This window comes from Cellulomonas fimi, assembly GCF_028583725.1.
Lineage (GTDB): Bacteria > Actinomycetota > Actinomycetes > Actinomycetales > Cellulomonadaceae > Cellulomonas > Cellulomonas fimi_B.
This window is the reverse complement of sequence record NZ_CP110680.1, coordinates 2,653,654-2,677,174: the sequence shown is the minus strand read 5'-3', so window position 1 is coordinate 2,677,174 and position 23,521 is coordinate 2,653,654. Positions and strand designations below refer to the sequence as shown.

Here is a 23,521-nt window from a genome sequence, read left to right as displayed (position 1 = left end):
TGACCACGGCTGGTGCCAGCATCGCCGCGCGTCACTGCACCACGCCGGACCGAGGCGAGTCGGTCCGTGACCTGGGACGGAGGCGTCCCCACGGGGCGGTCGCCGATCGGCGGCCGCCCCGTGCGTGGGTCGCGCCTGCGACCCGGTGCGTCGTCGCACGCGGTCGAACGAGTGGTGAGGTGGGCGCGCCTTGCGACGCCGTGGGACGGTGTCCTAGCGTCGCCCGGACGAGGACGAGCGGGGGTCAGGGGCCTCGCTGTCCGTGACAGCGAGGAGACACCGCGGTGCACTGCCCGTTCTGCCGACACCCGGACTCGCGGGTCGTCGACTCGCGCACGTCGGACGACGGCTCGTCCATCCGGCGTCGTCGCCAGTGCCCGCAGTGCAACCGCCGGTTCACGACCGTCGAGACCGCCAGCCTCTCCGTCGTGAAGCGCTCGGGTGTCACCGAGCCCTTCAGCCGGGAGAAGATCGCCAACGGCGTCCGCAAGGCGTGCCAGGGCCGACCCGTGAGCGAGGACGATCTCGCGCTGCTCGCCCAGCGCGTCGAGGAGACGCTCCGCGCGTCGGGCTCCGCCGAGATCGACGCGTACGAGATCGGCCTCGCGATCCTCGGCCCGCTGCGCGAGCTCGACGAGGTCGCCTACCTGCGTTTCGCGAGCGTGTACCAGGCATTCGACTCGCTCGAGGACTTCGAGGCCGCGATCACGGTCCTGCGCGCCGACCGTGAGGAGCGCGGTGCGGCGGCGGCCACGGACGACGTGACCACCGGCGCCGTCGGGACCGCCTCCGGCGACTGACGCCGACCGACCCCTCCGAGCACCGTGCCGCCGCGCACGCCGGCGGTCGCGCGGGTCTGGACGGACGCGACGTCGACGGGCTGCGTCGCGTCCTCGCTGCGGGTCGCCGGTGTCGGCACGGCCTCGCCGGGGCACGGAGGAACCTCACGTAGGTTCGTCCGGTGACACCAGACGACCTCCCGCTCCTGTCCGTCCCGTCCGCTCCCGCGCTCCTTCCCGACGGCTCGGCCGCCGTCGTCGCGGTGACGCACCCCGACCTCGCGACCGACGAGTACGTCGGACAGCTCTGGCACGTGCCGCTCACCGGCGAGCCGGCGCCCCGGCGCCTGACGCGGGGCCACCGCGACACGTCGCCGGACGTCTCGCCCGACGGGCGCTGGGTCGCGTTCTGCCGGGCCGAGCCGCAGGGCAAGCCGCAGCTGTACGTCGTCGAGTCGTCGGGCGGGGAGCCCGTGCGGCTCACCGACGCGCCGCTCGGGGTGTCCGCGCCGCGGTTCTCGCCCGACGGGCGCCGGATCGCCTACCTCGCCCGGGTCCCCGAGGAGGGGCGCTACGTCGCGGGCGGTGACGCTGCCGCCGAGCCGCCGCGGCACATCACGTCGTTCCGCTACCGCGGCGACGGCGTCGGGTTCGAGCGCGACAAGCGTCAGCACGTGTTCGTCGTGGACGTGCCGTCGGGGGACGACGTGCCGACCGAGGTGCCCGCGTCGACGGCCCTGACTTGCGGGGACGCCGAGGTGCGCGGTGCGCGCTGGCTGCCGTCGGGCGACGCACTCGTCGCGGTCGCGGCACGGCACGCCGCACGCGAGGAGGACCTGCGGCGCGACGCGGTGCTGGTGCCGGCGGGCTCGTCGGCGGTGGACGTGCTCGACCTCGTGCCCGTGACCGACGCGGACGCCGGCAGCACGCTGAGCGTGGAGGCGGTGCTGCCGTCGGCCGACGGCGAGACGGTGTGGCTCCTCGCGCAGGACATGGGCGCGTCGGGCCATGACTTCGTCGCGGCGCAGCTCGGGCTCTTCCGGGTCGCGCTCCCGGCGCCCGGAGCCCGGCCGGAGGCGCCGGTGCGCCTGACGGACGCCGACACGGTCGACCTCGACGCCGGAGTGCTCGTCGAGTCGCCCGCGGGTCCTCTCGTCGGGGTCCAGCACCGGGGTGCGGTGCACCTCGCGCGCGTGACGTCGGACGGCGGGCTCGTGACGCTCGTCGGCGGGCGGCACGTCGTGACGGCCGCGGCGGTGACCGCGGGTCCCGAGCCGGTCGCGGTCGTGACGGCGGCGTCGCCGACGTCGGCGGGTGACGTGCTGACGGTCGCCCTCGACGGCGACGACGCCGGACCGACGGCGCGCACCGACCTGTCGGCAGCGCTGCGGGCGGCGGGTGTGCGGGAGCCGCGGGAGCTCGACGCCACCGCTCCCGACGGCTACCCGGTGCACGGCTGGGTCGTGACCCCCGACCCCGAGCGGTTCGGCCCCGGCCCGCACCCGACGATCCTCATGATCCACGGCGGCCCCTACGCCCAGTACACGCACGCCGTCTTCGACGAGGTCCAGGTGCTCGCCGCGGCCGGGTGGGCCGTGGTGCTGGGCAACCCGCGCGGATCCTCGGGCTACGGGCGGGCGCACGGGCGGGCGATCCACCGGGCGTTCGGGACGGTCGACACCGACGACGTGCTCGCGCTGCTCGACGCGGCGACGGCGCTGCCGGAGGTCGACGGCGGACGGGTCGGGGTGATGGGCGGCTCGTACGGCGGCTACCTGACGGCGTGGCTGACGACGCGGACCGACCGGTTCACGGCGGCCGTCGTCGAGCGCGGCTTCCTCGACCCCGTGAGCTTCGTCGGGTCGAGCGACATCGGCTGGTTCTTCGGGCTCGAGTACCTGGGCGACTCGGCCGACGACGCCGGGGCGCGAGCGGTCGCGGCCCAGTCCCCGATGGCGCACGTCGGCGCGGTGCGCACGCCGACGCTGGTCATCCACTCGGAGCAGGACTGGCGGTGCCCCGTCGAGCAGGGGCAGCGGTGGTTCGTGGAGCTGCGGCGCCGCGGCGTCGAGGCCGAGCTGCTGCTCTTCCCCGGCGAGGGCCACGAGCTGACCCGCTCGGGGCGGCCGCGCCACCGGCAGCAGCGCTTCGAGCACGTGCTGGCGTGGTGGACGCGCCACCTGCCGGTCGGCTGAGGCGTCAGCGGTTGCTGGACCGCGGCCCCCAGAGGTTGATACCCGCGTCGACGGCGTGGGCGTCGACGGCGGCGAGCTCGTCGTCGCCGAGGGGGGCCGCGGTCGCGGCAGCGAGGTTGTCGTCGAGCTGAGCGACCGTGCGAGCGCCGACGAGCACGGACGTGACCCGCGGGTCGCGCAGCACCCAGGCGAGCGCGAGCTGCGGCAGCGTCCGGCCGCCGGCGCGTGCGACGGCGTCGAGCGCGCGCACGTGGTGGAGCACCGCGGGCGTCAGCCACTCGGGGCGCAGCGGCCCGCCGCGCGCCGCCCGCGAGTCGGCGGGGACCCCGTCGAGGTAGCGCGACGTGAGCATGCCCTGGGCCAGCGGGGAGAACGCGACGACGGCCATCCCGGCGTCGCCGGCCACGTCGAGCAGCGCACGCCCGTCGGCACCGGGCGCCTCGACCCACCGGTTGAGGATCGAGTAGGCGGGCTGGTGCACCGCCAGCCGGACCCCGAGCCCGTCGGCGACGTCGAGGGCCTCGCGCGTGCGGTCCGCCGAGTAGGACGAGATGCCGACGTGCACCGCCTTGCCCGACCGGACCGCGGCGCCGAGCGCTCCGATCGTCTCCTCGAGCGGTGTCGCCGGGTCGTAGCGGTGGCTGTAGAACACGTCGACCGCATCGACGCCGAGCCGCCGGAGCGACTCGTCGAGCGAGGCCCGCAGGTACTTCGCCGACCCGTGCTCGCCGTACGGTCCCGGCCAGGCCCGGTAGCCGGCTTTCGTGGTGACGACGAGCTCGTGCCGGTGGCCGCGCAGGTCCCCGGCGAGCAGCCGCCCGACGGTCTCCTCCGCCGCGAACGGCGGCGGGCCGTAGTTGTTCGCGAGGTCCAGGTGGACGACGCCGCGGTCGACGGCGTGCAGCACGACCTCACGCTGCTCCGCGAACGGACGGCCCTCGCCGTGGTTCTGCCAGAGCCCGAGCGAGACGACCGGCAGCGACAGGCCGCCGGCGCGCCGGTGGGGCAGGGGCGGCGGTGCGGCGCTCACCGCCCGACCGTACCCCGCCGGGTCCGCGCGGCACCTCGCGCCCCAAACGGGTGGCGCGGGCGCGCCCCGTCCGCGAGGCTGGACCGACGCGCCCCACGGGTGCGTCGACGGACCGAGCACAACCGAGGAGACGCCGATGAGCAACGACAGCGCGAAGCCGGCAGCGGAGGCGGTGAGCGAGGACGCCAAGGCGAAGTTCCGGGAGGCGCTCGACCGCAAGAAGGCGGCGCAGCACCGGACGGCCGCGGGGTCCGCGAACACCGGTCAGGTCCACGGGTCGGAGACGTCGGGCCCGGTCCAGCGCCGGTTCCAGCGCAAGTCCGGCTCGTCCTGAGCCTTACCCGACCGCACGACGAAGGGCCCCGCCGATGACCGGCGGGGCCCTTCGTCGTCCTCGGGCGGCTCGCGACGGCGGCGCCCGACGACGTTAGGAGAGCAGACGCAGACGCACGGTCTCGGGGCGCGACGCGAGCGCGTCGACGACGGCCTGGTCGACCGCGGAGCCGGCGTCGGTGACGACGTAGCCGATGTCGCCGCGGGTGGCCAGGAGCTGGCCCTCGATGTTCACGCCGTGCTCCGCGAGCGTGGCGTTCACCGCGGCGAGGACCCCCGGCACGTTGTGGTGCAGGTACGCGAGGCGGTGCACGCCCGGGGGCTGGTCGAGCGCGAGGTTGGGCACGTTGACGCTGAGCGTCGTCGAGCCGGTCGACAGGTAGTCGCGCACCTTGTTCGAGACGAACTGGCCGATGGCCTCCTGCGCCTCCTCGGTCGAGCCGCCCGTGTGGGGCGTGAGGATGACGTTCGGCAGGCCCCGCAGCTCGGAGTCGAACGGGTCGCCCTTGCGCTTGGGCTCGACGGGGAAGACGTCGACGGCCGCGCCGCTCACGTGGCCCGAGACGACAGCGTCGCGCAGGGCGGCGTAGTCGACCACGAAGCCGCGCGACAGGTTGAGGAAGACGGCGCCCGGGCGCATGCGCGCGAACTGCTTCGCGCCGAACAGGCCCGCGTTGCCGCTGCGGCCGTCGACGTGCAGCGTCACGACATCGGCGGTCTCGAGGAGCTCGTCGAGCGTGTCCATGCGGCGCGCGTTGCCGAGCGCGAGCTTCTCGGCCGTGTCGTAGAAGACGACGGACATGCCGAGGTTCTCGGCGAGCACCGAGAGCTGGGTGCCGATGTTGCCGTAGCCGATGATGCCGAGCGTCCGGCCGCGCACCTCGTGGGCGCCGGTCGCCGACTTGTTCCACACACCGTCGTGCATGGCCCGGTCGAACTCGGTGAGGCGGCGGGTCAGCGCGATGATCTCGGAGATCGCGATCTCGACGACCGAGCGGGTGTTCGAGAACGGCGCGTTGAACGTCGCGACACCGCGCGACGCCGCGGCGGCGAGGTCGATCTGGTTGGTGCCAATGCAGTAGGCGCCGATCGCGACGAGGTCGGTCGCCTGCTCGAGCACCGCCGACGTGACGTGCGTCTTGGAGCGGATGCCGAGGAGCTGGACCCCTTCCAGGGCCTCGACGAGCTCGTGCTCGTCGAGCGCACCCGTGCGGGTCGTCACGTCGTAGCCGGCGGACTCGAGGATCGAGCGCGCCTGCGGGTGGAGGTTCTCGAGCAGCAGGGCCTTGGGCACGTCCCTATGGTGCGCCCCGTCCGGCCCGCGACCCAAGACGGTCCGGTCCTCGGACACGCGCCGCCCGCGCGCGCGACGCGTCAGCCGACCGACCAGCCGGCCGGCAGCGGTGCGCTGTGCAGCACGCGGAGCGCGCGGGTCGGGCGGGTCATCGCGACGTAGAGGTCGCCCGCGGAGGCGGCGAGCACGGCGGCGGGCTCGACGAGGACGACCACGTCGAACTCGAGGCCCTTGGCCTCCTGGGGGGTGAGCAGCACGAGCGATGCGTCGAGGTCGGCGCTCGACGCACCGGCGCCGAGCACCGCGGGCGTCCCGGCGTCCCGCAGCGCCTCGTGGACGCGCGCGAGGTGCTCGGGCCGACCGATGACCGCGACGCGCCCCGCGCCCGCCGCGTCGGACACCTCGGTCACGGCCTTCTCGGCGTACCGCGCCGCCGTCGCGGCGACCGCGTCCGCACCGACGGGCTCGACGACGAGCGCGTCCGGCACGTCGCGCGCCGACGTCAGCGGGCTCACGGGCAGCCCGGCGGCGACCGCGACGCGCCGCGCGGTGTCCGCGACGACGGCCGGGGTCCGGTAGTTGACGGTGAGCTCCGCGAGCCGCCACGACGAGCGGAGCACGGGGTCGAGCATGCGGGCCCAGTCGCGTGCCCCCGCGGCCGCCGTGGTCTGCGCGACGTCACCGACGATGGTGAGCGACCGCGTCGGCACCCGGCGCAGCAGCGCACGCCAGGCCATCGCCGACAGCTCCTGCGCCTCGTCGACGACGACGTGCCCGTAGGTCCAGCTGCGGTCGGCCGCGGCGCGCTCGGCGGTCGTGAGCGCGGGGCCCGACGACGCGAACCGGTCGGCGAGCATCTCCGCCGAGACGAGCGCGCCGCTGCCGGTCGACTCGAGCACCTGCCGGGCGTACGCGAGCTCGGACTGCCGGCGCTCCGCGGCGGCGCGGGCCTGCGCGCGGGCGGCCTGGTCGTCCTCGCCGAGCAGCTCGGCGGCCTCGTCGAGCAGCGGTACGTCGGCCGGCGTCCACGGGGCGTCGGCGTCGCGCGCGAGCAGCCGGCGCTGCGCGGGGGAGAGCTGCGGCGCGGCGGACTCCAGCCGCCACGGCTTGGCCCACAGGTCGGCGACGAGCTTCTCGGGCGTGAGCGGCATCCACGCGAGGTTGAGCGCGATGCGGATCTCCCGCGTCGTGCGCAGCTCCTCGACGATCTCGCCGCGCTCGTCGGGCGGGATCTCGCCACCGAGCTGCTGCACGTACTGCTCGGCGAGCCGCGCGAGCATGTCCCGGACGAAGCCGACGCGCGCCAGGTTGTGCGGGCGGTGGTTGCGGCGGGCGCGGGCGATCGCGGACGCGACGTCCTGCGGGCGCACGACGACCGTCCGTCCGTCGACGCGCACGGTCGTCGCCTCGGCGGGCACGCGCTGCCGGTCCCGCACCGCGCGCGCGACGACCGACGCCATGACGGCCCGCCCCTTGAGCTCCGCGACCTCCTCGGGCTCCGCGCCGGTGGCGACGAGCCCGGGCACGAGCTCGGCGACGGTCGTCGTCACCACGCCGGTCTCGCCGAGCGACGGCAGCACCTGGTCGATGTAGCGCAGGAACGTGCGGCTGGGACCGACGAGGAGCACGCCCGAGCGCTCGAGGACGCGCCGGTGCGCGTACAGCAGGTACGCCGCGCGGTGCAGCGCGACCGCGGTCTTGCCCGTGCCGGGCCCGCCCTGCACGACGAGGGCCCCCTGCAGCTCGTCACGGATGATGCGGTCCTGCTCGGCCTGGATGGTCGCGACGATGTCACCCATGCGGCCGGTGCGCCCGGCGGCGAGCCCCGCGAGCAGCGCGCCCTCGCCGGACAGGCCCGTCAGGCGGGCGTCGTCACCCTCTGCGAGCAGGTCGAGGTCGAGCACCTCGTCCTCGACGCCGGTGACCGTCCGGCCGCGCGTGACGACATGGCGACGACGGACGACGCCGTCGGGGTGCGCGGCGGTGGCCCGGTAGAACGGCTGCGCGGCGGGCGCGCGCCAGTCGGTGAGCAGCGGCGACTGCTCCTCGTCGGTCAGCCCGATGCGGCCCACGTACCGGCGGACGCCGTCCTCGAGGTCGAGCCGGCCGAACACGAGCCGCTCCTCGACGGCCTCGAGCTGCGCGACGCGGTCCTCGTACAGCGTCGCGAACGCGTCGCGCTCGCTGCGGTTCTGCGGCGAGCCCGACGGGCCCGACCGGCGGACCCGGGCGAGGCGGTCGCGCGTCTGCGCGCGCAGGTCGTCGAGCCGCGCGTAGAGCCCGTCGACCGTCTGCTGCTCGGCGGCGAGCTCTGCCTCGATTCCTGCCACGTGCGCGATCCTCCGTCCGCGGGCCGGTGCTCCGCTCGAACCTGCCGCCCGTGCGCCCGGTCGGGTCGACGGGCGCCGAAAGCGGCCGTCCATTGTCCACCACGACGACGGCCTCTCGCACCGACCGGCGCACGCAGGCCCGCGACCTGCACGGTGACCGGGACGCGCGAACGGCGCGCGGGGCCTACGCTTCCCCCAGCCGGACGAGAGGAGACCCGTGACCTACGCGACGACCGCGGGCGACGACGCCCGCGGCACCGCCACGCCCGGTCCCGGGGGCTCCCGGGACGGCCTCGTCCGGATCCTCCTCGTCGAGGACGACGACGGCGACGCGCTCCTCGTCCGGGAGCACCTGAGCGACGCCGGCCTGCCGGTCGACCTCGTCTGGGTGCGCTCCCTCGACGAGGCGCTCGAACGCCTCGACGTCGACTGCGTGCTCCTCGACCTCGGCCTGCCCGACGCGATGGGGATCGGCGCGCTCGAACGGCTGCTGCGCGCGGGTGCGCCCGCGGTCGTGGTCCTGACAGGACTCGCGGGCGCCGACGCCGGCGTCCAGGCGGTCGCCGCCGGGGCGCAGGACTACCTCGTCAAGGGCGAGGTCGACGGCGAGCTGCTGTCCCGCTCCGTGCGGTACGCCGTCCAGCGTCGCCGCCTGGAGGAGACCGACCGCGCGCTGTACCGCAGCCTGGTCCGCGCGGAGGAGACGACCCGGCTCGAGCGCGCGCTGCTGCCGACGCCGGCCGTGCGGGACGGCGGTCTCGAGGTCCGCGTGGGTTACCGCGCGGGACGCGACGGTCTCCTCGGGGGCGACTTCTACGACGTGGTGGAGCTGCCCGACGGTCGCGTGCTCGCGCTGGTCGGGGACGTGTGCGGTCACGGCCCCGACGAGGCCGCGCTCGGGGCGACGCTGCGCACCGCGTGGCGCACCCTCGTGCTCGCGGGGACGCCGGCGGGGGAGATCCTCGGGCTGCTGGAGCGCGTGCTCGCGTTCGAGCGGGCCCGTCCGGAGGTGTTCACGACCGCGACCATGCTGGTCGTGGCCGCGGACCGGACCAGCGCCGACCTCTACCAGGCGGGCCACCCCGTGCCGTTCCTGCTCGGTCCGCCGTCGGCCCTCCTGCCGACGCAGCGCCGGGGCCGCGCGCTCGGCATCCCGGTCGCCGGCGGCTGGGAGCCCGAACGTCTCGAGCTCGACGGCACGTGGCGCATCCTCATGTACACCGACGGGCTGCTCGAGGCGACCGTGCACGGCGGCCCCGAGCGCGTGGGCAAGGCGGGGCTGCTCGCGGCCGTGGACCGGGTGCTCGCGGCCGAGCGCCGGCCGTCCTCCGCCCCCCGGGACGGCGACGGTGACGGCGACGACGTGGACCTCGTCGAGCGCGTGCTGCACGAGGTGCGCGCGCTGCACGGCGGCGACCTCGTCGACGACGCCGCGGTCGTCCTGCTCGGGTGGGGTGCATGAACGCACCGGCCCCCACCCCCGTGCGGGGGCGGGTGACGCTCCGGCGCCGCCTGCTCACGCTGCTCGTCACCGCTGCGACCGTCCTCGGCGTCGTCGTCGTGGGTGCCGTCGTCGTCCTCGCACGCGTCGTCGAGCGGCAGGAGGCGGTGACCCAGACGTACTTCGAGGCCATCACCCAGGCCGACGGCGCGTACATCCAGCTCATCGACGCCGAGACGTCGGTCCGCGGGTACGCGCTCACCGGCGACGAGGTCACGCTCGAGCCCTACGAGCGCGCGCAGGCCGACGACCTCTCGTTCCGCGTCCTCGCCGAGCGCGAGCGCGAGCGGGGCGCCGAGCCCGACCTCGCCGCCGCCGCGCAGGCGGCGGCCGACGCCGGTGCTCGGTGGAACGAGGAGTTCGCGCAGCCGACGATGGCTCGCGTCGCCGCGGAGGGCACCGGGGCGGTGACCACCGAGGAGATCGAGGCCGGCCGGCAGCTGTTCGACGAGGCCCGCGTCGAGGCCGAGGCGTACATCTCCCTGCTGCGCGACCGACGCGCCGAGGCCGTCGACGAGCTCTCCCGGTGGATGCTCGTCGGCGCGCTGTCCGTCGTCCTGCTCGTGGTCGCGGCGATCGGTGTCGGGGTCGCGCTGTGGGTGGCGCTGCGGCGGTGGGTCCTGGAACCGCTCGGCGATCTCGCCGCCGACGCGCGTGCGGTCGCGACCGGCGAACTCGCGCACCCCGTCGACACCACGGGGCCGGGCGAGATCGCGGACCTCGCGGACGACGTCGAGCGCATGCGCGTCGCGCTCGTCACGGAGGTCCGGGCGGTCGAGCAGTCGCGGGCGGAGATCGCCGAGGCGCACGACCAGCTCACCGCCCAGGCCGAGGAGCTGCGCCGGTCGAACCGTGACCTGGAGCAGTTCGCGTACGTCGCGTCGCACGACCTGCAGGAGCCGCTGCGCAAGGTCGCGAGCTTCACGCAGCTGCTGCAGAAGCGCTACGGCGGTCAGCTCGACGAGCGCGCCGACCAGTACATCGACTTCGCGGTCGACGGCGCCAAGCGCATGCAGCGGCTGATCAACGACCTGCTGGGCTTCTCGCGCGTCGGCCGGCACGGCGGCGAGGTGAGCGACGTCGACCTCGAGGCCGCGCTCGCGGAGGCCGTCGACAACCTCGCGGAACGCATCGACGAGACGGGCGCGGTCGTGACGCACGACCCGCTGCCGACCGTGCGCGGCGAGGAGGCGCTGCTCGTGCAGCTCTTCCAGAACGTCGTCGGCAACGCGGTGAAGTTCCGCGCGCCCGACCGGCCGCCCCACGTGCACGTCGCGGCCCGCCAGGTCGGCGACGAGTGGGAGATCGAGTGCCGCGACAACGGCATCGGGATCGACCCGCAGTACGCCGAGCGCGTGTTCGTCATCTTCCAGCGGCTGCACGCCAAGGACGTCTACGAGGGCACCGGCATCGGGCTCGCGCTGTGCAAGAAGATCGTCGAGTTCCACGGTGGCCGGATCTGGATCGAGCCGTCGGACGACGTCGGCACCCGTATCCTCTGGACGTTGCCCGCACCGGCGACGGACGCACCCACCGCCTGATCGGAGATCCCGTGCCCACCAGCTCCAAGGTCATCGACGTCCTGCTCGTCGAGGACGACCCGGGCGACGTCCTCATGACGCGGGAGGCGTTCGAGCACAACAAGGTGCGCAACCGCCTGTGGGTCGTGGCCGACGGCGTGAGCGCGATGGAGTTCCTCCGCAAGGAGGGCGAGCACGCCGAGGCGCCCACGCCCGACCTGATCCTGCTCGACCTCAACCTGCCGCGGATGGACGGCCGCGAGGTCCTGCAGGCGCTCAAGGCCGACGAGTCGCTGCGCTCGATCCCCGTCGTGGTGCTCACGACGTCGGAGGCCGAGGAGGACGTCGTGCGCAGCTACTCGCTGCACGCGAACGCCTACGTCACGAAGCCGGTCGACTTCGACCGGTTCATCGACGTCGTGCGGCAGATCGACGAGTTCTTCGTCGAGGTGGTGCGCCTGCCCGGTCGCTGAGCGCCGGGAAGACTTCGGGCCGCCGCGACGTTGTGGCGGGCAGGCCCATCCGGAGCGGGTGGGCGGCCGGAGGAAGGCGAACGCCCAGCATGTTGGACCCCAGCGAGATCTACGACGTCGACCCGCAGGCGGCTGCGGCGCTCGCCGAGCGCGCACGGGAGGGCTCCGGCCCGGTCCTGGTGCACGCGGTGCGCGGGTTCGTCGACGCGGGCAGCGCGGGGCAGCTCGTCGCGGAGCACCTCACCGAGGAGCTCGGCTCGACCCGCCTCGTGACCTTCGACGTCGACCAGCTCCTCGACTACCGCTCGCGTCGGCCGGTGATGACGTTCGACTCCACGACGTGGAGCGACTACGCCGAGCCCGAGCTCGTCGTCGACGTGCTCGAGGACGCGGCCGGTGTGCCGTTCCTCCTGCTGCACGGCGCGGAGCCCGACGTCCAGTGGGAGCGGTACGTGGCGGCGGTCCGGCAGATCGTCGAGCACTTCGACGTGCCGCTGACGATCGGCGTGCACGGCGTGCCGATGGGCATCCCGCACACGCGCCCGATCTCGGTGACCGCGCACGCGACGCGCCCCGACCTGGTCGCGGACCACGCGTCGTGGTTCGGCCGCGTCCAGGTCCCGGCGAGCGCGAGCGCGCTGCTCGAGCTGCGGCTCGGTCAGTCGGGTCACGACGCCATGGGTTTCGCGGTGCACGTGCCGCACTACCTGGCGCAGTCGTCGTACCCGCAGGCGAGCGTCGCCGCGCTGCAGGGCATCGAGCGCGCGACCGGGCTGGACCTGCGGGTCGCGGCCCTCGCGGACGCCGCCCGGGACGCCGAGCGCGAGATCGAGCGTCAGGTGGCGGGCTCGGAGGAGGTCGCGACGGTCGTGCGCGCGCTCGAGGAGCAGTACGACGCGTTCGCCCGGAGCATCGGCCGCACGAGCCTGCTCGCGGGGACGACGGACCTGCCGACGGCCGAGGAGCTCGGGGCGGAGTTCGAGCGGTTCCTCGCGGAGCAGGGCGGCGACGACCCGCGCTGACCGCGACCGCGACCGTTCCGCGACCGAACGTTTACCGGATCGTTGTCGAGTCGCGTCGTGCACGTGCCCGAAAGCGTGGCGTGGCGTAGGTCACCGTGCGAGGATGCACACGTTGCAGTGACGTACTCGTATGACCGGCGCCGGCCCGCTCACCTGGGCTTCGGCACCTTCCAGCCGCAGGGCTGGTCCACCCGGTGCACGACGTGAGGCATTGCGGCACGGCGCGGGCAGAGGGTCTGGGCCGTCACCGGTTGGACAGAGGGAAACGGTCATGGCACAGGGTGCTGTCAAGTGGTTCAACGCCGAGAAGGGCTACGGCTTCATCGCGCAGGACGGCGGCGGCGCTGACGTCTTCGTCCACTACTCGGCGATCGACACGCAGGGCTACCGCTCGCTCGACGAGGGTCAGCGCGTCGAGTTCGAGATCACGCAGGGTGACAAGGGTCCGCAGGCGGAGCACGTCCGCCCGCTCTGATCCCGCCCGCGCGCCGCAGCGGCGCGCAGCACGGTTCCCACAGGGCCGCACCTCACGGGGTGCGGCCCTGTGCGTCGTCCGGGTCCCGCAGGACGCCGGCGCCGCCCGTGAACGCGATCACCTCGTCGCCGTGCAGGAGCCGGGCCGGCGCGGGCAGGCTCCGCACCGCACGCGCGAGGGCGGGAGAGCCGAGGAGCTCAGGGTCGTCCGTCGCCGCGAGCACGACGTTGCCGTACCCGCGACCGCGCAGGAGGCCCGGCTCCGCGACGACCGCGACGTCGTCGAACACGTCCGCGAGGGTCGCTGCCTCGGACCGCGCGTCCGCGAGCGGCGGACGGTCGGCGCAGTTCACCAGGTAGACGCCGCCGGGCCGCAGCACGCGCGCGACGTCCGCGACGACCTCGCGCGTGCGCACGTGGGGCGGCGTGGTGTCGCCCGCGAAGACGTCCCGCACGACGACGTCCGCGGACCGGTCGGGCAGGCGGGCCAGCTGCTCGCGCGCGTCGCCCGCGCGGATCCGCAGGGCCGGTGCGCGCGGCAGGTCGAACCAGCCGCGCACGAGCTCCGGCAGTGCGGCGTCGAGCTCGACGGCTACCTGCTGCGACCCGGGACGCTCGGCGTCGACGGCCCGCGCGAGCGCACACCCGGCAGCGCCCAGGTGCACGACCGACAGGGGGGCGCCCGGCACCCCGACGCGATCGATGACGGCCGCCATCTGCTGCATGTACTCGAACACGAGCCGCGTCGGGTCGACGGTGTCGAGGTAGGAGCTCGGCACGTCGTTGACGAGCACCGTCACGCCGTCGGGGTCGTCCGGGTCGCGCACCAGCTCGACCGTCCCCGTCGGGATCGTGACGGGCCCGGAGGGCCACGGGGCACGCGCCGGGGACCGACCCGGCCGTGTGGGTCCTCGGTGCGACCCTGAGGGTCGGCGGGTGGTGCGGTCGGGCATGGTCCCCACGCTACGGCGTTGACGCGATCGAACAGGTGTTCGATACTGGAGGAGGCGGAAGGAGGCGCGATGGACGCCAGGACGGTCGGCACGGACGAGCAGGGCGCTGTCGTGCGGCGCCTGGACTCCGCACGCACGTCGCCGCGCGCCGCCGAGCTGCTCGCGCGTGCCGACGCGGAGCTGCTCGCCGCCCAGTTCTCGCCCGAGGCGTGGGAGCAGTTCTCGCACGCGCACCTCGCCGCGCTGCGTGCCGGGGCGGCCGTCATCGCGTCGCGCGGTCGTCCGGCGGGTCGCCGCGCGCTGCGCACGGTCTGGGAGATCCTCGACGTCGTGGCCCCGGAGCTGACGTCGTGGAGCGGGTACTTCGCCGGTGCCGCGCCGCTGCGCTCCGCCGTCGACGCGGGTCGCTTCGACGCGGTGACCCCCGCGCGCGCCGAGCAGGCCGTGTGCGCGGCCGAGGACTTCGTGGACGCGGTGCGCGCACTCGTCGAGGCGGAGTCGGCCGCGCCGGTCACGCCACGCATGCTCGCGGTGACGGCGTCGTGAGCCGGGGACCACGGGCGGCGGCGGCCCGGCGCGACTGGGGCAGCGAGGAGGACGGCTGCTCGATCCTCCACGTCGACATGGACGCGTTCTTCGCCTCGGTCGAGCTCGCCCGGCGGCCGCAGCTGCGCGGTCTGCCCGTGATCGTGGGCGGTGCGCAGCGCGGGGTCGTGCTCGCCGCGACCTACGAGGCGCGGGCGTTCGGCGTGCACTCCGCGATGCCGATGGCCTCCGCCCTGCGCATGTGCCCGCAGGCCGTCGTCGTGCCGCCGGACCACACCGCGTACCGCGAGGTGTCGCAGGGCGTCATGCGCGTGCTGCACGACGTGACGGCGCTGGTCGAGCAGGTGAGCGTCGACGAGGCGTTCCTCGACGTCGCCGGTGCACGACGCCGGCTCGGCCCGCCGACGGCGATCGCCGCCGACATCCGCCGCCGGGTCCGTGCGGAGTTCGGCATCACGTGCTCCGTCGGGATCGGCGCGACCAAGTTCGTCGCGAAGCTCGCGTCCGGGCACGCCAAGCCCGACGGTGTGCTGCTCGTGCCGCGCGCGGCGACGCTCGACTTCCTGCGCGTGCTGCCCGTCGGGGCGCTCTGGGGCGTCGGTGAGCGGACCGAGGCCGCCCTCGCGCGATGGGGGATCCGCACGGTGGCGGAGCTTGCCGACAGCGACGTCGCCACGGTGCAGCGCGCCGTGGGCAAGGTCGCGGGCGCGCACCTCTTCGACCTCTCGTGGGGTCGGGACCCGCGCCCGGTGGAGCCCCACCGGGAGGAGAAGTCGGTCGGCGCGGAGGAGACGTTCGTCGCGGACGTCGCCGACCTCGCCGTCGTGCAGGCCAAGGTGCTGGAGCTCGCCGACCGGTGTGCCGCACGGCTGCGGCACAAGGAGCTCGTCGCGCGCACGGTCACGGTGAAGCTGCGAACATCGGACTTCCGCACGCTCACGCGCTCCCGGACGCTCACGACACCGAGCGACGTCGGCCGTGAGCTCTACCTCGTCGCCCGCGAGCTCGTCGCCGGAGCCGACCTCGGCGGGCTGCCCGTCCGGCTCGTCGGCGTCCGTGCGGAAGGGCTCGAACCCGCGGCGGCGACCGTCCGGCAGCCCACGCTCGAGGAGGCCGTCGCCGAGCCGGCGCCCGACCGACGGGAGGCCGAACGGGTGATGGACGAGGTCCGCGCACGGTTCGGGGCCGCCGCGATCAGGACGGGCGTCCATTCATCCGAGCCAGGGGCGCGCTCGACTACCACCTTCGTTCCCGCGGATCTATCCTGAACCCGTCACGGATCCACAGCCCAACGGGGGTCGGAATGCCTCTCTCCGAGTACGAGCAGCGCGTACTTGAGCAGATGGAGCGCCAGCTCACCTCTGACGACCCGCGCTTGGCCAACACGCTCACGCAGCGTGGCCGCCGGCCCGTCAGTCGGTATCTCATCGCCGGCGCCGGCGCAGCCGTCGGTCTGCTCCTGCTCGTCCTCGGCGCCGCGGGCAGCGTGCCGCTGCTCGGCGTCGTCGGTTTCGTCGTGATGTTCGCGGGCGTGGCGTTCGCGTTCGCCGACCCGCACCGCGGCTCCCGGCGGCACGGCCCGCAGGGTGTCGTCCAGGCGGACGGGGCCGTCCGCCGTGCTCCGCAGGCGCGCAAGAGCGGGTTCATGTCGCGGCTCGAGGAGCGCTGGGACCGCCGCCGGGGCGAGCAGGGGCGCTGACCGACCGGCTCGGGCGGACCGGCCGCGACGACGCGGTCACCGCCGGACCACCGCACGCGTCCACCGTCGACGCCTTCGCCTCGGGTTGGGACGCGTCGCGCAGCAGCGCCGTCTCCCGTGCACCGAACGACCCGCGCGTGCACTGACGGGCGCGCCGGTGCACAGATGATTCCGCGCGTGCACTGACGAGCCCGCGCGTGCACAGGCGGACCGGCCCGTGCACAGACGAACCCGCGCGTGCAGGCGATTCCCCGCGTGCACAGGCGAACCCGCGAGCATCGCGGGCGGACGTGCCACGCCGAGTGGTCGGCGCCGATTCCGAGGTCAGTCGGTCGAGCGGGAGGCGCCTGCGAGCACGGACCCCACGCCGTCGACGATCTCGTCGGTCCACCGCACGAGCTGGTCGGGGTGGACCTCGTCCGGGACCGGCGCGTAGCGCTCGCGCTCCACCGTCCGCGCGAGCGCCCGTAGGGCCCCGGCTGTGGCGTCGTCGAGCTCGACGCCGGCGCTCGCACGCACCTGCTCGTGGACCGCAGCGACCGCCTCGCGCGGCGTCGTCGCGTCCGACCAGGACACGCCCTTCGCGGCCAGGCGTCGCCGTGTCCGCAGCCAGGCGCGCTCGGGCGTCTCGTCGGCGCGTGTGCGGGTCCGCCGGCGGACGAGTGACAGCCCGAGGACGACGAGCAGCAGCACGACGCCCACCACGACGCCGATCCGGGTCCAGCCCTCGCCGGCCTCCTCGGTCTCCGTCGGGGCGGACGGCGCGGGTGCGCTCGTCGCAGCACCGGTCGGCGCCGCCGCGGTCGGGATCGCCTCGTCGGGCTGGCTCGCGGGCGCGTTCACGCCGCTGAACGGGTCGCTCCAGACGGGCGGGAGGCCGGACTGGACGGCGGGCGTCGGCTCGAACCGGACCCACCCGAGGTCGGCGAAGTACAGCTCGGGCCACGCGTGCGACTTGCGACCGGTGACGACGTACTGGCCGTCCCCGTTCGCGTCGCCGGGCAGGAAGCCCACGCCCACGCGCGCCGGGATCCCGAGCATGCGCGACATGACGGTCATCGACGTCGCGAACTGCACGCAGTACCCGCGCTGGGACTGCAGGAAGTCCCACACGGCGTCCTCGCTCCGCGCGGGCGCGATGCGGGTGTCGTAGGTGAAGTTGGTGCCGGCGCGGAAGTAGGACTGCAGCGCCATCGCCTGCTCGTACGGGGTCGCGGCGTCGGCGGTGATCTCGCGTGCGAGGTCGGCGATCTGCTCGCGGTGCTCGGTGCTCGGGACCTCGAGAGACGCACCGCCGTCGTCGGGCGTGCCGACGGGTGCGTCGGCGAGGTCGTCCGGCGTGAGCTCGGGGATCTCGACGAGCATCGAGTAGCGCATGCCGTCGAAGGTGCTGCGGCGTCCGACGACCTCGTCGCGCAGCTCGTCGTAGGTCCAGGCGCCCTCGACGGCGACGGTGCGGGGGAACGTGCTGACGGGCAGCCGACGCTCGCGCAGCGCACCGACCTCGACGTCGACGGCCGCGAGGGTGCCGCGCCCGGGGTCGGGGGTGTCGCCGCGCAGGGTGGGGTCGGACGTGAGGAGCCGGCCGGGCTCCCAGGTCGCGAGGTCGAGCGTGTCGTCGCGCTGCCACTCGCGGCCGTCGAACGTGGTGAGCGTGAAGGCGCGCAGGGGGCCGACGACGCGTGCGGTGACGTTGACGCCGTCGTCGGTCGGGGTGGGGACCGGCAGGCCGAGGCCGTCGGTGGTCCCGCCGTCGGCCTCGTCGTCAGCGTCGTCCCCACCCTCGGCGGCCGCCTCGGGCTCGACGATGCTGTAGCGCAGCACGACCTGCCCGGACCGCGTGCCGAGGCTCTCGCGCAGGTCGAGGTTGTCGGAGAGCTGCAGGGGCCCGACGGGTCCGTTGCCGAAGGTGGGCAGCGCGAGCGACGCCCACCCGGGCAGGGCGGCGACGACGGGCCCGGCGACCAGCGCGAGCACGACGACCGCGACGGCGCCCGCGAGGGCTCCACCGGTGCGGCGGGCGCGGTCGCTGCGCGCGGACGGGGGCGCGGCGCTGAGGGCGAGCAGGAGCAGGTAGGCGAGCCCGGTCCACGCGACGGCCCAGCTGCTCGCGGGGAAGCCGAGCACGACGGTCGGCGTCCAGAGCGCGACGAGCGGGATCCCGGCGAGGGCGGGGACGCCGAGGCCGACGGCGACGAGGTCGGTGACGAGCAGAACGGCGACGGCGCCCACGACGACGAGCAGCTCGGCGGGCCGGACGCCCGTCATGGGGACGAGGGAGGCGTTGACGACGGCGATGCCCTCGCGCGCGGTCGCGAGGGTGCGGTCGAGCGAGCCGAGGTCGGGCAGGACCTGGATGCGGCCCGGGGGAGCGCCGTACCGGACGAGCGTGCCGGCGGCGAGGACCACGAGGCCGGCGAGGGTCGGCGCCCACCAGGACCGCGTGACGGCGCGCGTCCCGGCGACGACGGCGGCGACGAGGAGGACGGCGACCCACGTGACCGTGAGCCAGCGGCCGGGCTCGATGAGGTTCGACAGCGCGGTCACCGCGGCGCAGGTCGCGACGGCGCACAGCGCGGTGGCGACGAGGCTGCGCGGGCCGCGGGGGATGCGGGCGGGGGCGGCGTTCACCGTGCGCTCCCGAGCAGCCGGAGCCAGCAGGCGACGATGTCCTCACCGGGGGTGACGGCGCACGCACGCCAGCCGGCCCGTCGCAGCGCGTGCACGGTGTGCTGCGCCTCGCGCTCGTGCGCGGGAGAGGCGCCGTCGGCGCGGACCACGGCCCAGCCCTGCGCGTTGTCGGCGACGTGCGCGAGGGCGGCGCGGGCGCCCGCACCGAGCGGCCCGAGGACGGCGAGCACGATCTCGCCGCCGGCGTCGGTGGTCTCGAGCAGGTGCGCGGCGCCGAGCAGGTAGGTCTCGGCCTCGTCGGCGGAACGCGGGGCCTCCAGGTCGACGGTCGAGTCGAGCAGCGCGGCGCGCGCGGTCGGGCCGGTGCGGGCCTGGTGGAAGGCCGTCGCGGCGCCTGCGCGCCCGCCGACGAGCCGCACGGGGTGCCCGCCCTCGAGCATCGCGAGGGCCATCGACGCGGCGAGCGAGATGGTCCACTCGAGCGCGGTGAGCTTGGCGGGCAGGTCCAGCAGGACCGACACGGGGCGCATGCCCGCGCGCTCGTCGGAGCGCACCATGAGGGCGCCGCGGCGCGCGCTGCTGCGCCAGTGCACCCGGCGCAGGTCGTCGCCCTCGCGGTAGTCGCGCAGCGACGCGTCGTCGGTCGAGGGCGTGCGCGCCCCGAGGGCGACCCGGTCGGGCTCGCCGACGAGCACGTCCGACGCGGTGGGCAGCGGCACGACGGCCGGCCACACGACGACCTCGGCGTGGTCGCCGAGCGTCGCGCTGGACCGGGCGACGCCGAACGGGTCGCCCCGCGTGACGACGAGCGGGCCGAGCTGCCAGCGCCCGCGCCGGCCGGCGTCCACCTGGTAGGACACGGTGACCTGCTGCGGTGTGCGCTGCACGCGGGCGCGCAGCGGCCGGCCGCCCGAGAGCTCGGTCGCCGCCTGCTCGGAGAACCGCAGGCCGGCGAGCCGGACGCGCGCGGCGGGGTCGGACGCCTTGATGCGCACGTCGACCCGCGCGCGCTCGCCCGTGTGGACGGGGTTGGGCTGCACGTCCCGGGCGACGGCGAGCCGGTGCCGACCGCGCCCGGGGTCGAGCGTGCCGACGACGACGCACGCGCCGACGACCAGCAGCACGACGAGCGTGCCGATGCGCACGAGGTCGACGGCCCCGAGCCCGACGCCGAGGAGCCCGAGGGCGACCCCGCCGAGCCCGAGCGCCCAGCCTCGACGGGTGGGCCGCAGGCCCATCAGCCGATGGCGCGTCGGGCGCGCGAGGCGGTCGCGGTCAGCGCCGCGGACACGGGGAGCGGGGTCCGCTCGATGATGTCCGCGACGATGTCGCTCGTGCTGCGCCCGGAGAGCCGGGACTCGGTGCTGGGCAGGAGGCGGTGCGCGAGGACGGGCTCGGCGAGCTGCTGGACGTCGTCGGGCAGCACGTGGTCGCGCCCGTCCATGGCGGCGACGGACTTCGCGGCGCGCAGGAGCTGGATCGCGGCGCGCGGGGACGCGCCGAGGCGCAGCCCGTGGTCCTGGCGGGTCGCGGTGACGAGGTCGACGACGTACCGCTTGACGGCCGGGGCCGCGAACAGGCGGCGCGTGGTCCCGATCAGCCGGGCCACGGTCGCGGCGTCGGTGACGGGCCGCAGCTGGTCGAGCGGGTCGGACGTCTCCTGCAGGTCGAGCATGTCGAGCTCGGACTCGACGCTGGGGTAGCCGACGGTGAGGCGCGCCATGAAGCGGTCACGCTGCGCCTCGGGGAGCGGGTACGTCCCCTCCATCTCGACGGGGTTCTGCGTCGCGACGACGAGGAACGGCCGGGGGAGCGGGTAGGTGCGGCCGTCGACGGTGGCCTGCGCCTCCTGCATGCACTCGAGCAGGGCCGACTGCGTCTTGGGCGAGGCGCGGTTGATCTCGTCGCCGATGACGACGTGCGCGAACACCGGACCGGGCCGGAACTCGAACTCGTGCGTCTGCGTCCGGAAGATGTTGACGCCGGTGAGGTCGCTGGGGAGCAGGTCGGGCGTGAACTGGATGCGACCGACGGGGCAGTCGATGGTGCGTGCCACGGCCTTGGCGAGCGTGGTCTTGCCGACGCCCGGGACGTCCTCCAGCAGGAGGTGCCCCTCGGCCAGCAGCACGGCGAGCGTGGTGCGGACGAGCTCTGGACGTCCGGTGACGACGGACTCGATGCCGGCGCGCATCCGGCCGGTGGTGTCGACGACGTCGTCGAGCTCGCTCGACGACGGCACGGCCTGCAGCATGACGCCTCCCTTGGCGGAACTGTGACGAGCCTAAAGGAATCGGGCCCGCGCTGACCTGGACTCGTCCCCCCACTTCCCTCCACCTGCGGGCGAAACCGCGGCGCGGGGCGACGGGCCCCTGCGGCGAATCGCGAACTTCCGCCCGGTGAGCCCTGTTCTCGCCGCGGTCGCGACACGCCCCGGACGGGTGAACCCCCATTTCCGCTCCACTTCCCTCCACCGCCTCTGACCTGCACCTTCACGCTTCCCGACGGGTGAATTCACGCACCTTTCCAGTGGCGGGTGGAGGGAAGTGGAGTACCGTGGAGGCACGTGGTGAGGCGGGGAGAACCCGCGACGAGGACCGGGAGGGAGGCGTGGTGACGCATGACTCGTCGACCGGCTTCTTCGGGTCCTTCGCGCCCTTCCTCGGGACGTACACGCCGCGCCTGGACGACAAGGGCCGGCTCATCCTCCCGGCCAAGTTCCGCGGCCAGCTCGCACCGGGGCTCGTCATGACGCGCGGGCAGGAGCGTTGCCTCTTCCTGCTGCCGATGGACGAGTTCCGCCGCATGCACGACCAGCTCCGGCAGGCGCCGGTCACGAGCAAGCAGGCGCGGGACTACCTGCGCGTGTTCCTGTCGGGCGCGAGCGACGAGCTGCCCGACAAGCAGGGCCGCATCTCGATCCCGCCGGTGCTGCGCAAGTACGCCGGTCTGGACCGTGACGTCGCCGTCATCGGCGCGGGCACCCGCGTCGAGATCTGGGACCTGCAGGCGTGGGAGACGTACCTCGCCGAGCAGGAGGCCGGCTACGCCGACACGGCGGAGGAGGTCTTCCCCAACGGGCCGTTCTGAGCACCACGGCCCTCGTCCCGCCCGTCCCCGTCGCACGAACCTCGCTCCGCCCGTCGAGACCTCCCCCCGTCCGCTCTGGCGCACTTCCCCGGTGCCAGAGGGTCGGTGGGGGATCTGGCCGGACGGCGGAGGGACCGTCCGACCACACACCCCCAACACCCCGTCCACGGGGACACCCGTACCCGCAGCCGGCGCACCGGAAGGAGGCAGCGATGGAGGAGCGACGCGACGACGCCGCCTCCCGGCACACGCCGGTCATGCTCCAGCGCTGCCTCGACCTGCTCGCGCCCGCCCTCGCGGCGGACGGCGCGGTGATGGTCGACTCGACGCTCGGCATGGGCGGGCACACCGAGGGCGTGCTGCGCGCGTTCCCGCACGTGCGGGTCGTGGGCATCGACCGTGACCCGCAGGCGCTCGACCTCGCCGGTCGCCGGCTCGCCCCGTTCGGCGAGCGGTTCACGGCCGTGCACGCGGTCTACGACGAGATCGGGGACGTGCTCGACGGCCTCGGCCTCGCGCACGTCCAGGGCGTGCTCATGGACCTCGGTGTCTCCTCGCTGCAGCTCGACGAGCGCGAGCGCGGCTTCTCCTACGCGCACGACGCGCCGCTCGACATGCGGATGGACGCGACGCGCGGCCTGACCGCGGCGGACGTCGTCAACACGTACGAGGAGCGCGACCTGGCCCGCGTGCTGCGCGTGTACGGCGAGGAGCGCTTCGCGGCCCGGATCGCCCGCAACGTCGTGCGTGCGCGGGAGAAGGCGCCGCTGGCGCGCACCGGCGAGCTCGTGGACATCGTCCGCGCGAGCATCCCGGCCGCGACGCGCAAGACGGGCGGCCACCCGGCCAAGCGCACGTTCCAGGCGCTGCGGATCGAGGTCAACGGCGAGCTGGAGGTGCTCGAGCGCGCGCTGCCGGCGTCGGTCGAGGCGCTCGCCGTCGGCGGGCGCATCGTCGTCGAGGCGTACCACTCGCTCGAGGACCGGCTGGTGAAGCGCACGTTCGCTGCGGGCGCGACGTCGAGCGCGCCGCCGGACCTGCCCGTCGAGCCCGAGACCCACGCGCCGTACCTGCGGCTCGTCACGCGCGGCGCGGAGGAGGCCGACGAGGCCGAGCTCGCCGCGAACCCCCGCTCGCAGTCCGTGCGCCTGCGCGCCGCCGAGCGGACCCGACCGACCCCCGACCACCTCCGTGGTGGCACCCCTGGCAGGAGGGCAGCATGAGCGCAGAGGCGACGGCGCGGGTCAGCGCCGCCCGGGCACACCCCGCGGCGCGGCCGCAGCCGGCACCGGCACCGCGGCTGCGGCTGGTCCGCGCGCCGCAGACCGCCCGCACCCGCGTGCCGTTCGTGCTCGCGTGCATGGCGGTCCTGACGCTCGCGCTGGTGTCGGCGCTGCTGCTCAACACGCAGATGGCGCAGGGCGCCTACGAGAAGTACGGCCTGACGAACGAGCTCGGCCGGCTGAACCAGGACGCGAAGGACCTGCAGGCGCAGCTCGACCAGAAGGCGTCGCCGGCGCAGCTCGCCGCGGCGGCGCGCGCGCTCGGCATGGTCCCGGCGGACGGCACCGGCTGGGTCCGCGTGGCCGACGGCACCGTGCAGGGGTCGCCGGTCCCGGCAGCCGCGGGCGGATGACGACCCGCGTCGGCGGGT

At 75.0% G+C, this 23,521-nt stretch carries 21 protein-coding genes; 14 read left to right on the top strand and 7 right to left on the bottom strand.

Annotation, left to right across the window (positions count from 1 at the left end):
• Positions 1-284: 284 nt before the first annotated feature.
• Positions 285-800: a transcriptional regulator NrdR gene (nrdR, locus tag OOT42_RS12105; RefSeq protein ID WP_273651459.1), complete on the top strand. Its 516-nt coding sequence runs from the start codon at positions 285-287 to the stop codon at positions 798-800.
• Between the two features lie 161 nt (positions 801-961).
• On the top strand, positions 962-2,974 hold the full coding sequence (locus OOT42_RS12100; protein WP_273651458.1) for a S9 family peptidase: 2,013 nt from the start codon (positions 962-964) through the stop codon (positions 2,972-2,974).
• Positions 2,975-2,978: 4 nt separating this feature from the next.
• Here OOT42_RS12100 and OOT42_RS12095 read toward each other — a convergent pair whose 3' ends face one another.
• The gene (locus tag OOT42_RS12095) at positions 2,979-4,004 is read right to left on the bottom strand and encodes an aldo/keto reductase (RefSeq protein WP_273651457.1); all 1,026 of its coding nucleotides are present in this window, start codon (positions 4,002-4,004) and stop codon (positions 2,979-2,981) included.
• A 136-nt stretch (positions 4,005-4,140) separates the two neighbouring features.
• Here OOT42_RS12095 and OOT42_RS12090 point away from each other — a divergent pair, with 136 nt between their 5' ends.
• A complete protein-coding gene (locus OOT42_RS12090) occupies positions 4,141-4,338 on the top strand; it encodes a DUF5302 domain-containing protein (protein ID WP_273651456.1) in 198 nt (65 codons plus the stop codon).
• 93 nt (positions 4,339-4,431) lie between these two features.
• On the opposite strand, the gene serA is transcribed toward OOT42_RS12090, so the two are convergent.
• Both serA and OOT42_RS12080 read right to left on the bottom strand, forming a co-directional pair.
• A complete protein-coding gene (gene serA / locus OOT42_RS12085) occupies positions 4,432-5,631 on the bottom strand; it encodes a phosphoglycerate dehydrogenase (RefSeq protein WP_273651455.1) in 1,200 nt (399 codons plus the stop codon).
• 80 nt (positions 5,632-5,711) lie between these two features.
• The gene (locus tag OOT42_RS12080) at positions 5,712-7,961 is read right to left on the bottom strand and encodes a HelD family protein (protein ID WP_273651454.1); all 2,250 of its coding nucleotides are present in this window, start codon (positions 7,959-7,961) and stop codon (positions 5,712-5,714) included.
• Positions 7,962-8,178: 217 nt separating this feature from the next.
• Here OOT42_RS12080 and OOT42_RS12075 point away from each other — a divergent pair, with 217 nt between their 5' ends.
• The 5 genes from OOT42_RS12075 (at position 8,179) to OOT42_RS12055 (ending at position 12,952) form a co-directional block, all read left to right on the top strand.
• Complete coding sequence (locus OOT42_RS12075) at positions 8,179-9,423, top strand: PP2C family protein-serine/threonine phosphatase (protein WP_423775893.1); 1,245 nt, start codon at positions 8,179-8,181, stop codon at positions 9,421-9,423.
• Positions 9,420-11,003: a sensor histidine kinase gene (locus OOT42_RS12070; RefSeq protein ID WP_273651453.1), complete on the top strand. Its 1,584-nt coding sequence runs from the start codon at positions 9,420-9,422 to the stop codon at positions 11,001-11,003. Before OOT42_RS12075 ends, OOT42_RS12070 begins: the two co-directional genes overlap by 4 nt.
• Before the next feature lie 74 nt (positions 11,004-11,077).
• Positions 11,078-11,455 (top strand): response regulator, encoded by a 378-nt coding sequence (locus tag OOT42_RS12065; RefSeq protein WP_423776013.1) that lies wholly within the window; start codon positions 11,078-11,080, stop codon positions 11,453-11,455.
• An 89-nt stretch (positions 11,456-11,544) separates the two neighbouring features.
• A complete protein-coding gene (locus OOT42_RS12060) occupies positions 11,545-12,477 on the top strand; it encodes a proteasome assembly chaperone family protein (protein ID WP_273651451.1) in 933 nt (310 codons plus the stop codon).
• A gap of 271 nt (positions 12,478-12,748) precedes the next feature.
• Entirely contained in the window at positions 12,749-12,952 is a 204-nt protein-coding gene (locus tag OOT42_RS12055; protein WP_013770758.1) for a cold-shock protein, read from the top strand.
• A 52-nt stretch (positions 12,953-13,004) separates the two neighbouring features.
• Here the strand turns inward: OOT42_RS12055 and OOT42_RS12050 are convergent, their stop codons facing one another.
• Positions 13,005-13,904 carry a spermidine synthase gene (locus tag OOT42_RS12050; protein ID WP_273651450.1) on the bottom strand — a complete coding sequence of 300 codons (900 nt, stop codon included), beginning with the start codon at positions 13,902-13,904 and terminating at the stop codon, positions 13,005-13,007.
• A 69-nt stretch (positions 13,905-13,973) separates the two neighbouring features.
• Here OOT42_RS12050 and OOT42_RS12045 point away from each other — a divergent pair, with 69 nt between their 5' ends.
• The 3 genes from OOT42_RS12045 to OOT42_RS12035 are packed head-to-tail and all read left to right on the top strand — an operon-like array spanning position 13,974 to position 16,149.
• Positions 13,974-14,450, top strand: coding sequence for an SAV_6107 family HEPN domain-containing protein (locus tag OOT42_RS12045; protein WP_273651449.1), 477 nt, complete (start codon positions 13,974-13,976; stop codon positions 14,448-14,450).
• The gene (locus tag OOT42_RS12040) at positions 14,447-15,718 is read left to right on the top strand and encodes a DNA polymerase IV (protein ID WP_273651448.1); all 1,272 of its coding nucleotides are present in this window, start codon (positions 14,447-14,449) and stop codon (positions 15,716-15,718) included. The genes OOT42_RS12045 and OOT42_RS12040 overlap by 4 nt, the downstream gene beginning before the upstream one ends.
• Positions 15,719-15,753: 35 nt before the next feature.
• On the top strand, positions 15,754-16,149 hold the full coding sequence (locus OOT42_RS12035; RefSeq protein WP_273651447.1) for a DUF3040 domain-containing protein: 396 nt from the start codon (positions 15,754-15,756) through the stop codon (positions 16,147-16,149).
• A 324-nt stretch (positions 16,150-16,473) separates the two neighbouring features.
• Here the strand turns inward: OOT42_RS12035 and OOT42_RS12030 are convergent, their stop codons facing one another.
• Genes OOT42_RS12030 through OOT42_RS12020 form a run of 3 tightly spaced genes read right to left on the bottom strand, consistent with a single transcriptional unit; the run spans position 16,474 to position 21,031 of the window.
• Positions 16,474-18,780, bottom strand: coding sequence for a transglutaminase TgpA family protein (locus OOT42_RS12030; RefSeq protein WP_273651446.1), 2,307 nt, complete (start codon positions 18,778-18,780; stop codon positions 16,474-16,476).
• Entirely contained in the window at positions 18,777-20,018 is a 1,242-nt protein-coding gene (locus OOT42_RS12025) for a DUF58 domain-containing protein (protein ID WP_273651445.1), read from the bottom strand. The genes OOT42_RS12030 and OOT42_RS12025 overlap by 4 nt, the downstream gene beginning before the upstream one ends.
• Positions 20,018-21,031, bottom strand: coding sequence for an AAA family ATPase (locus tag OOT42_RS12020; RefSeq protein WP_273651444.1), 1,014 nt, complete (start codon positions 21,029-21,031; stop codon positions 20,018-20,020). Before OOT42_RS12020 ends, OOT42_RS12025 begins: the two co-directional genes overlap by 1 nt.
• A 359-nt stretch (positions 21,032-21,390) precedes the next feature.
• Between OOT42_RS12020 and mraZ the strand changes: the two genes are divergently transcribed.
• The 3 genes from mraZ to OOT42_RS12005 all read left to right on the top strand — a co-directional run bounded on the left by mraZ (position 21,391) and on the right by OOT42_RS12005 (position 23,503).
• A complete protein-coding gene (gene mraZ / locus OOT42_RS12015) occupies positions 21,391-21,867 on the top strand; it encodes a division/cell wall cluster transcriptional repressor MraZ (RefSeq protein ID WP_273651443.1) in 477 nt (158 codons plus the stop codon).
• 212 nt (positions 21,868-22,079) lie between these two features.
• Complete coding sequence (gene rsmH, locus OOT42_RS12010; RefSeq protein WP_273651442.1) at positions 22,080-23,090, top strand: 16S rRNA (cytosine(1402)-N(4))-methyltransferase RsmH; 1,011 nt, start codon at positions 22,080-22,082, stop codon at positions 23,088-23,090.
• On the top strand, positions 23,087-23,503 hold the full coding sequence (locus OOT42_RS12005) for a hypothetical protein (protein ID WP_273651441.1): 417 nt from the start codon (positions 23,087-23,089) through the stop codon (positions 23,501-23,503). The genes rsmH and OOT42_RS12005 overlap by 4 nt, the downstream gene beginning before the upstream one ends.
• Positions 23,504-23,521 lie beyond the last annotated feature (18 nt).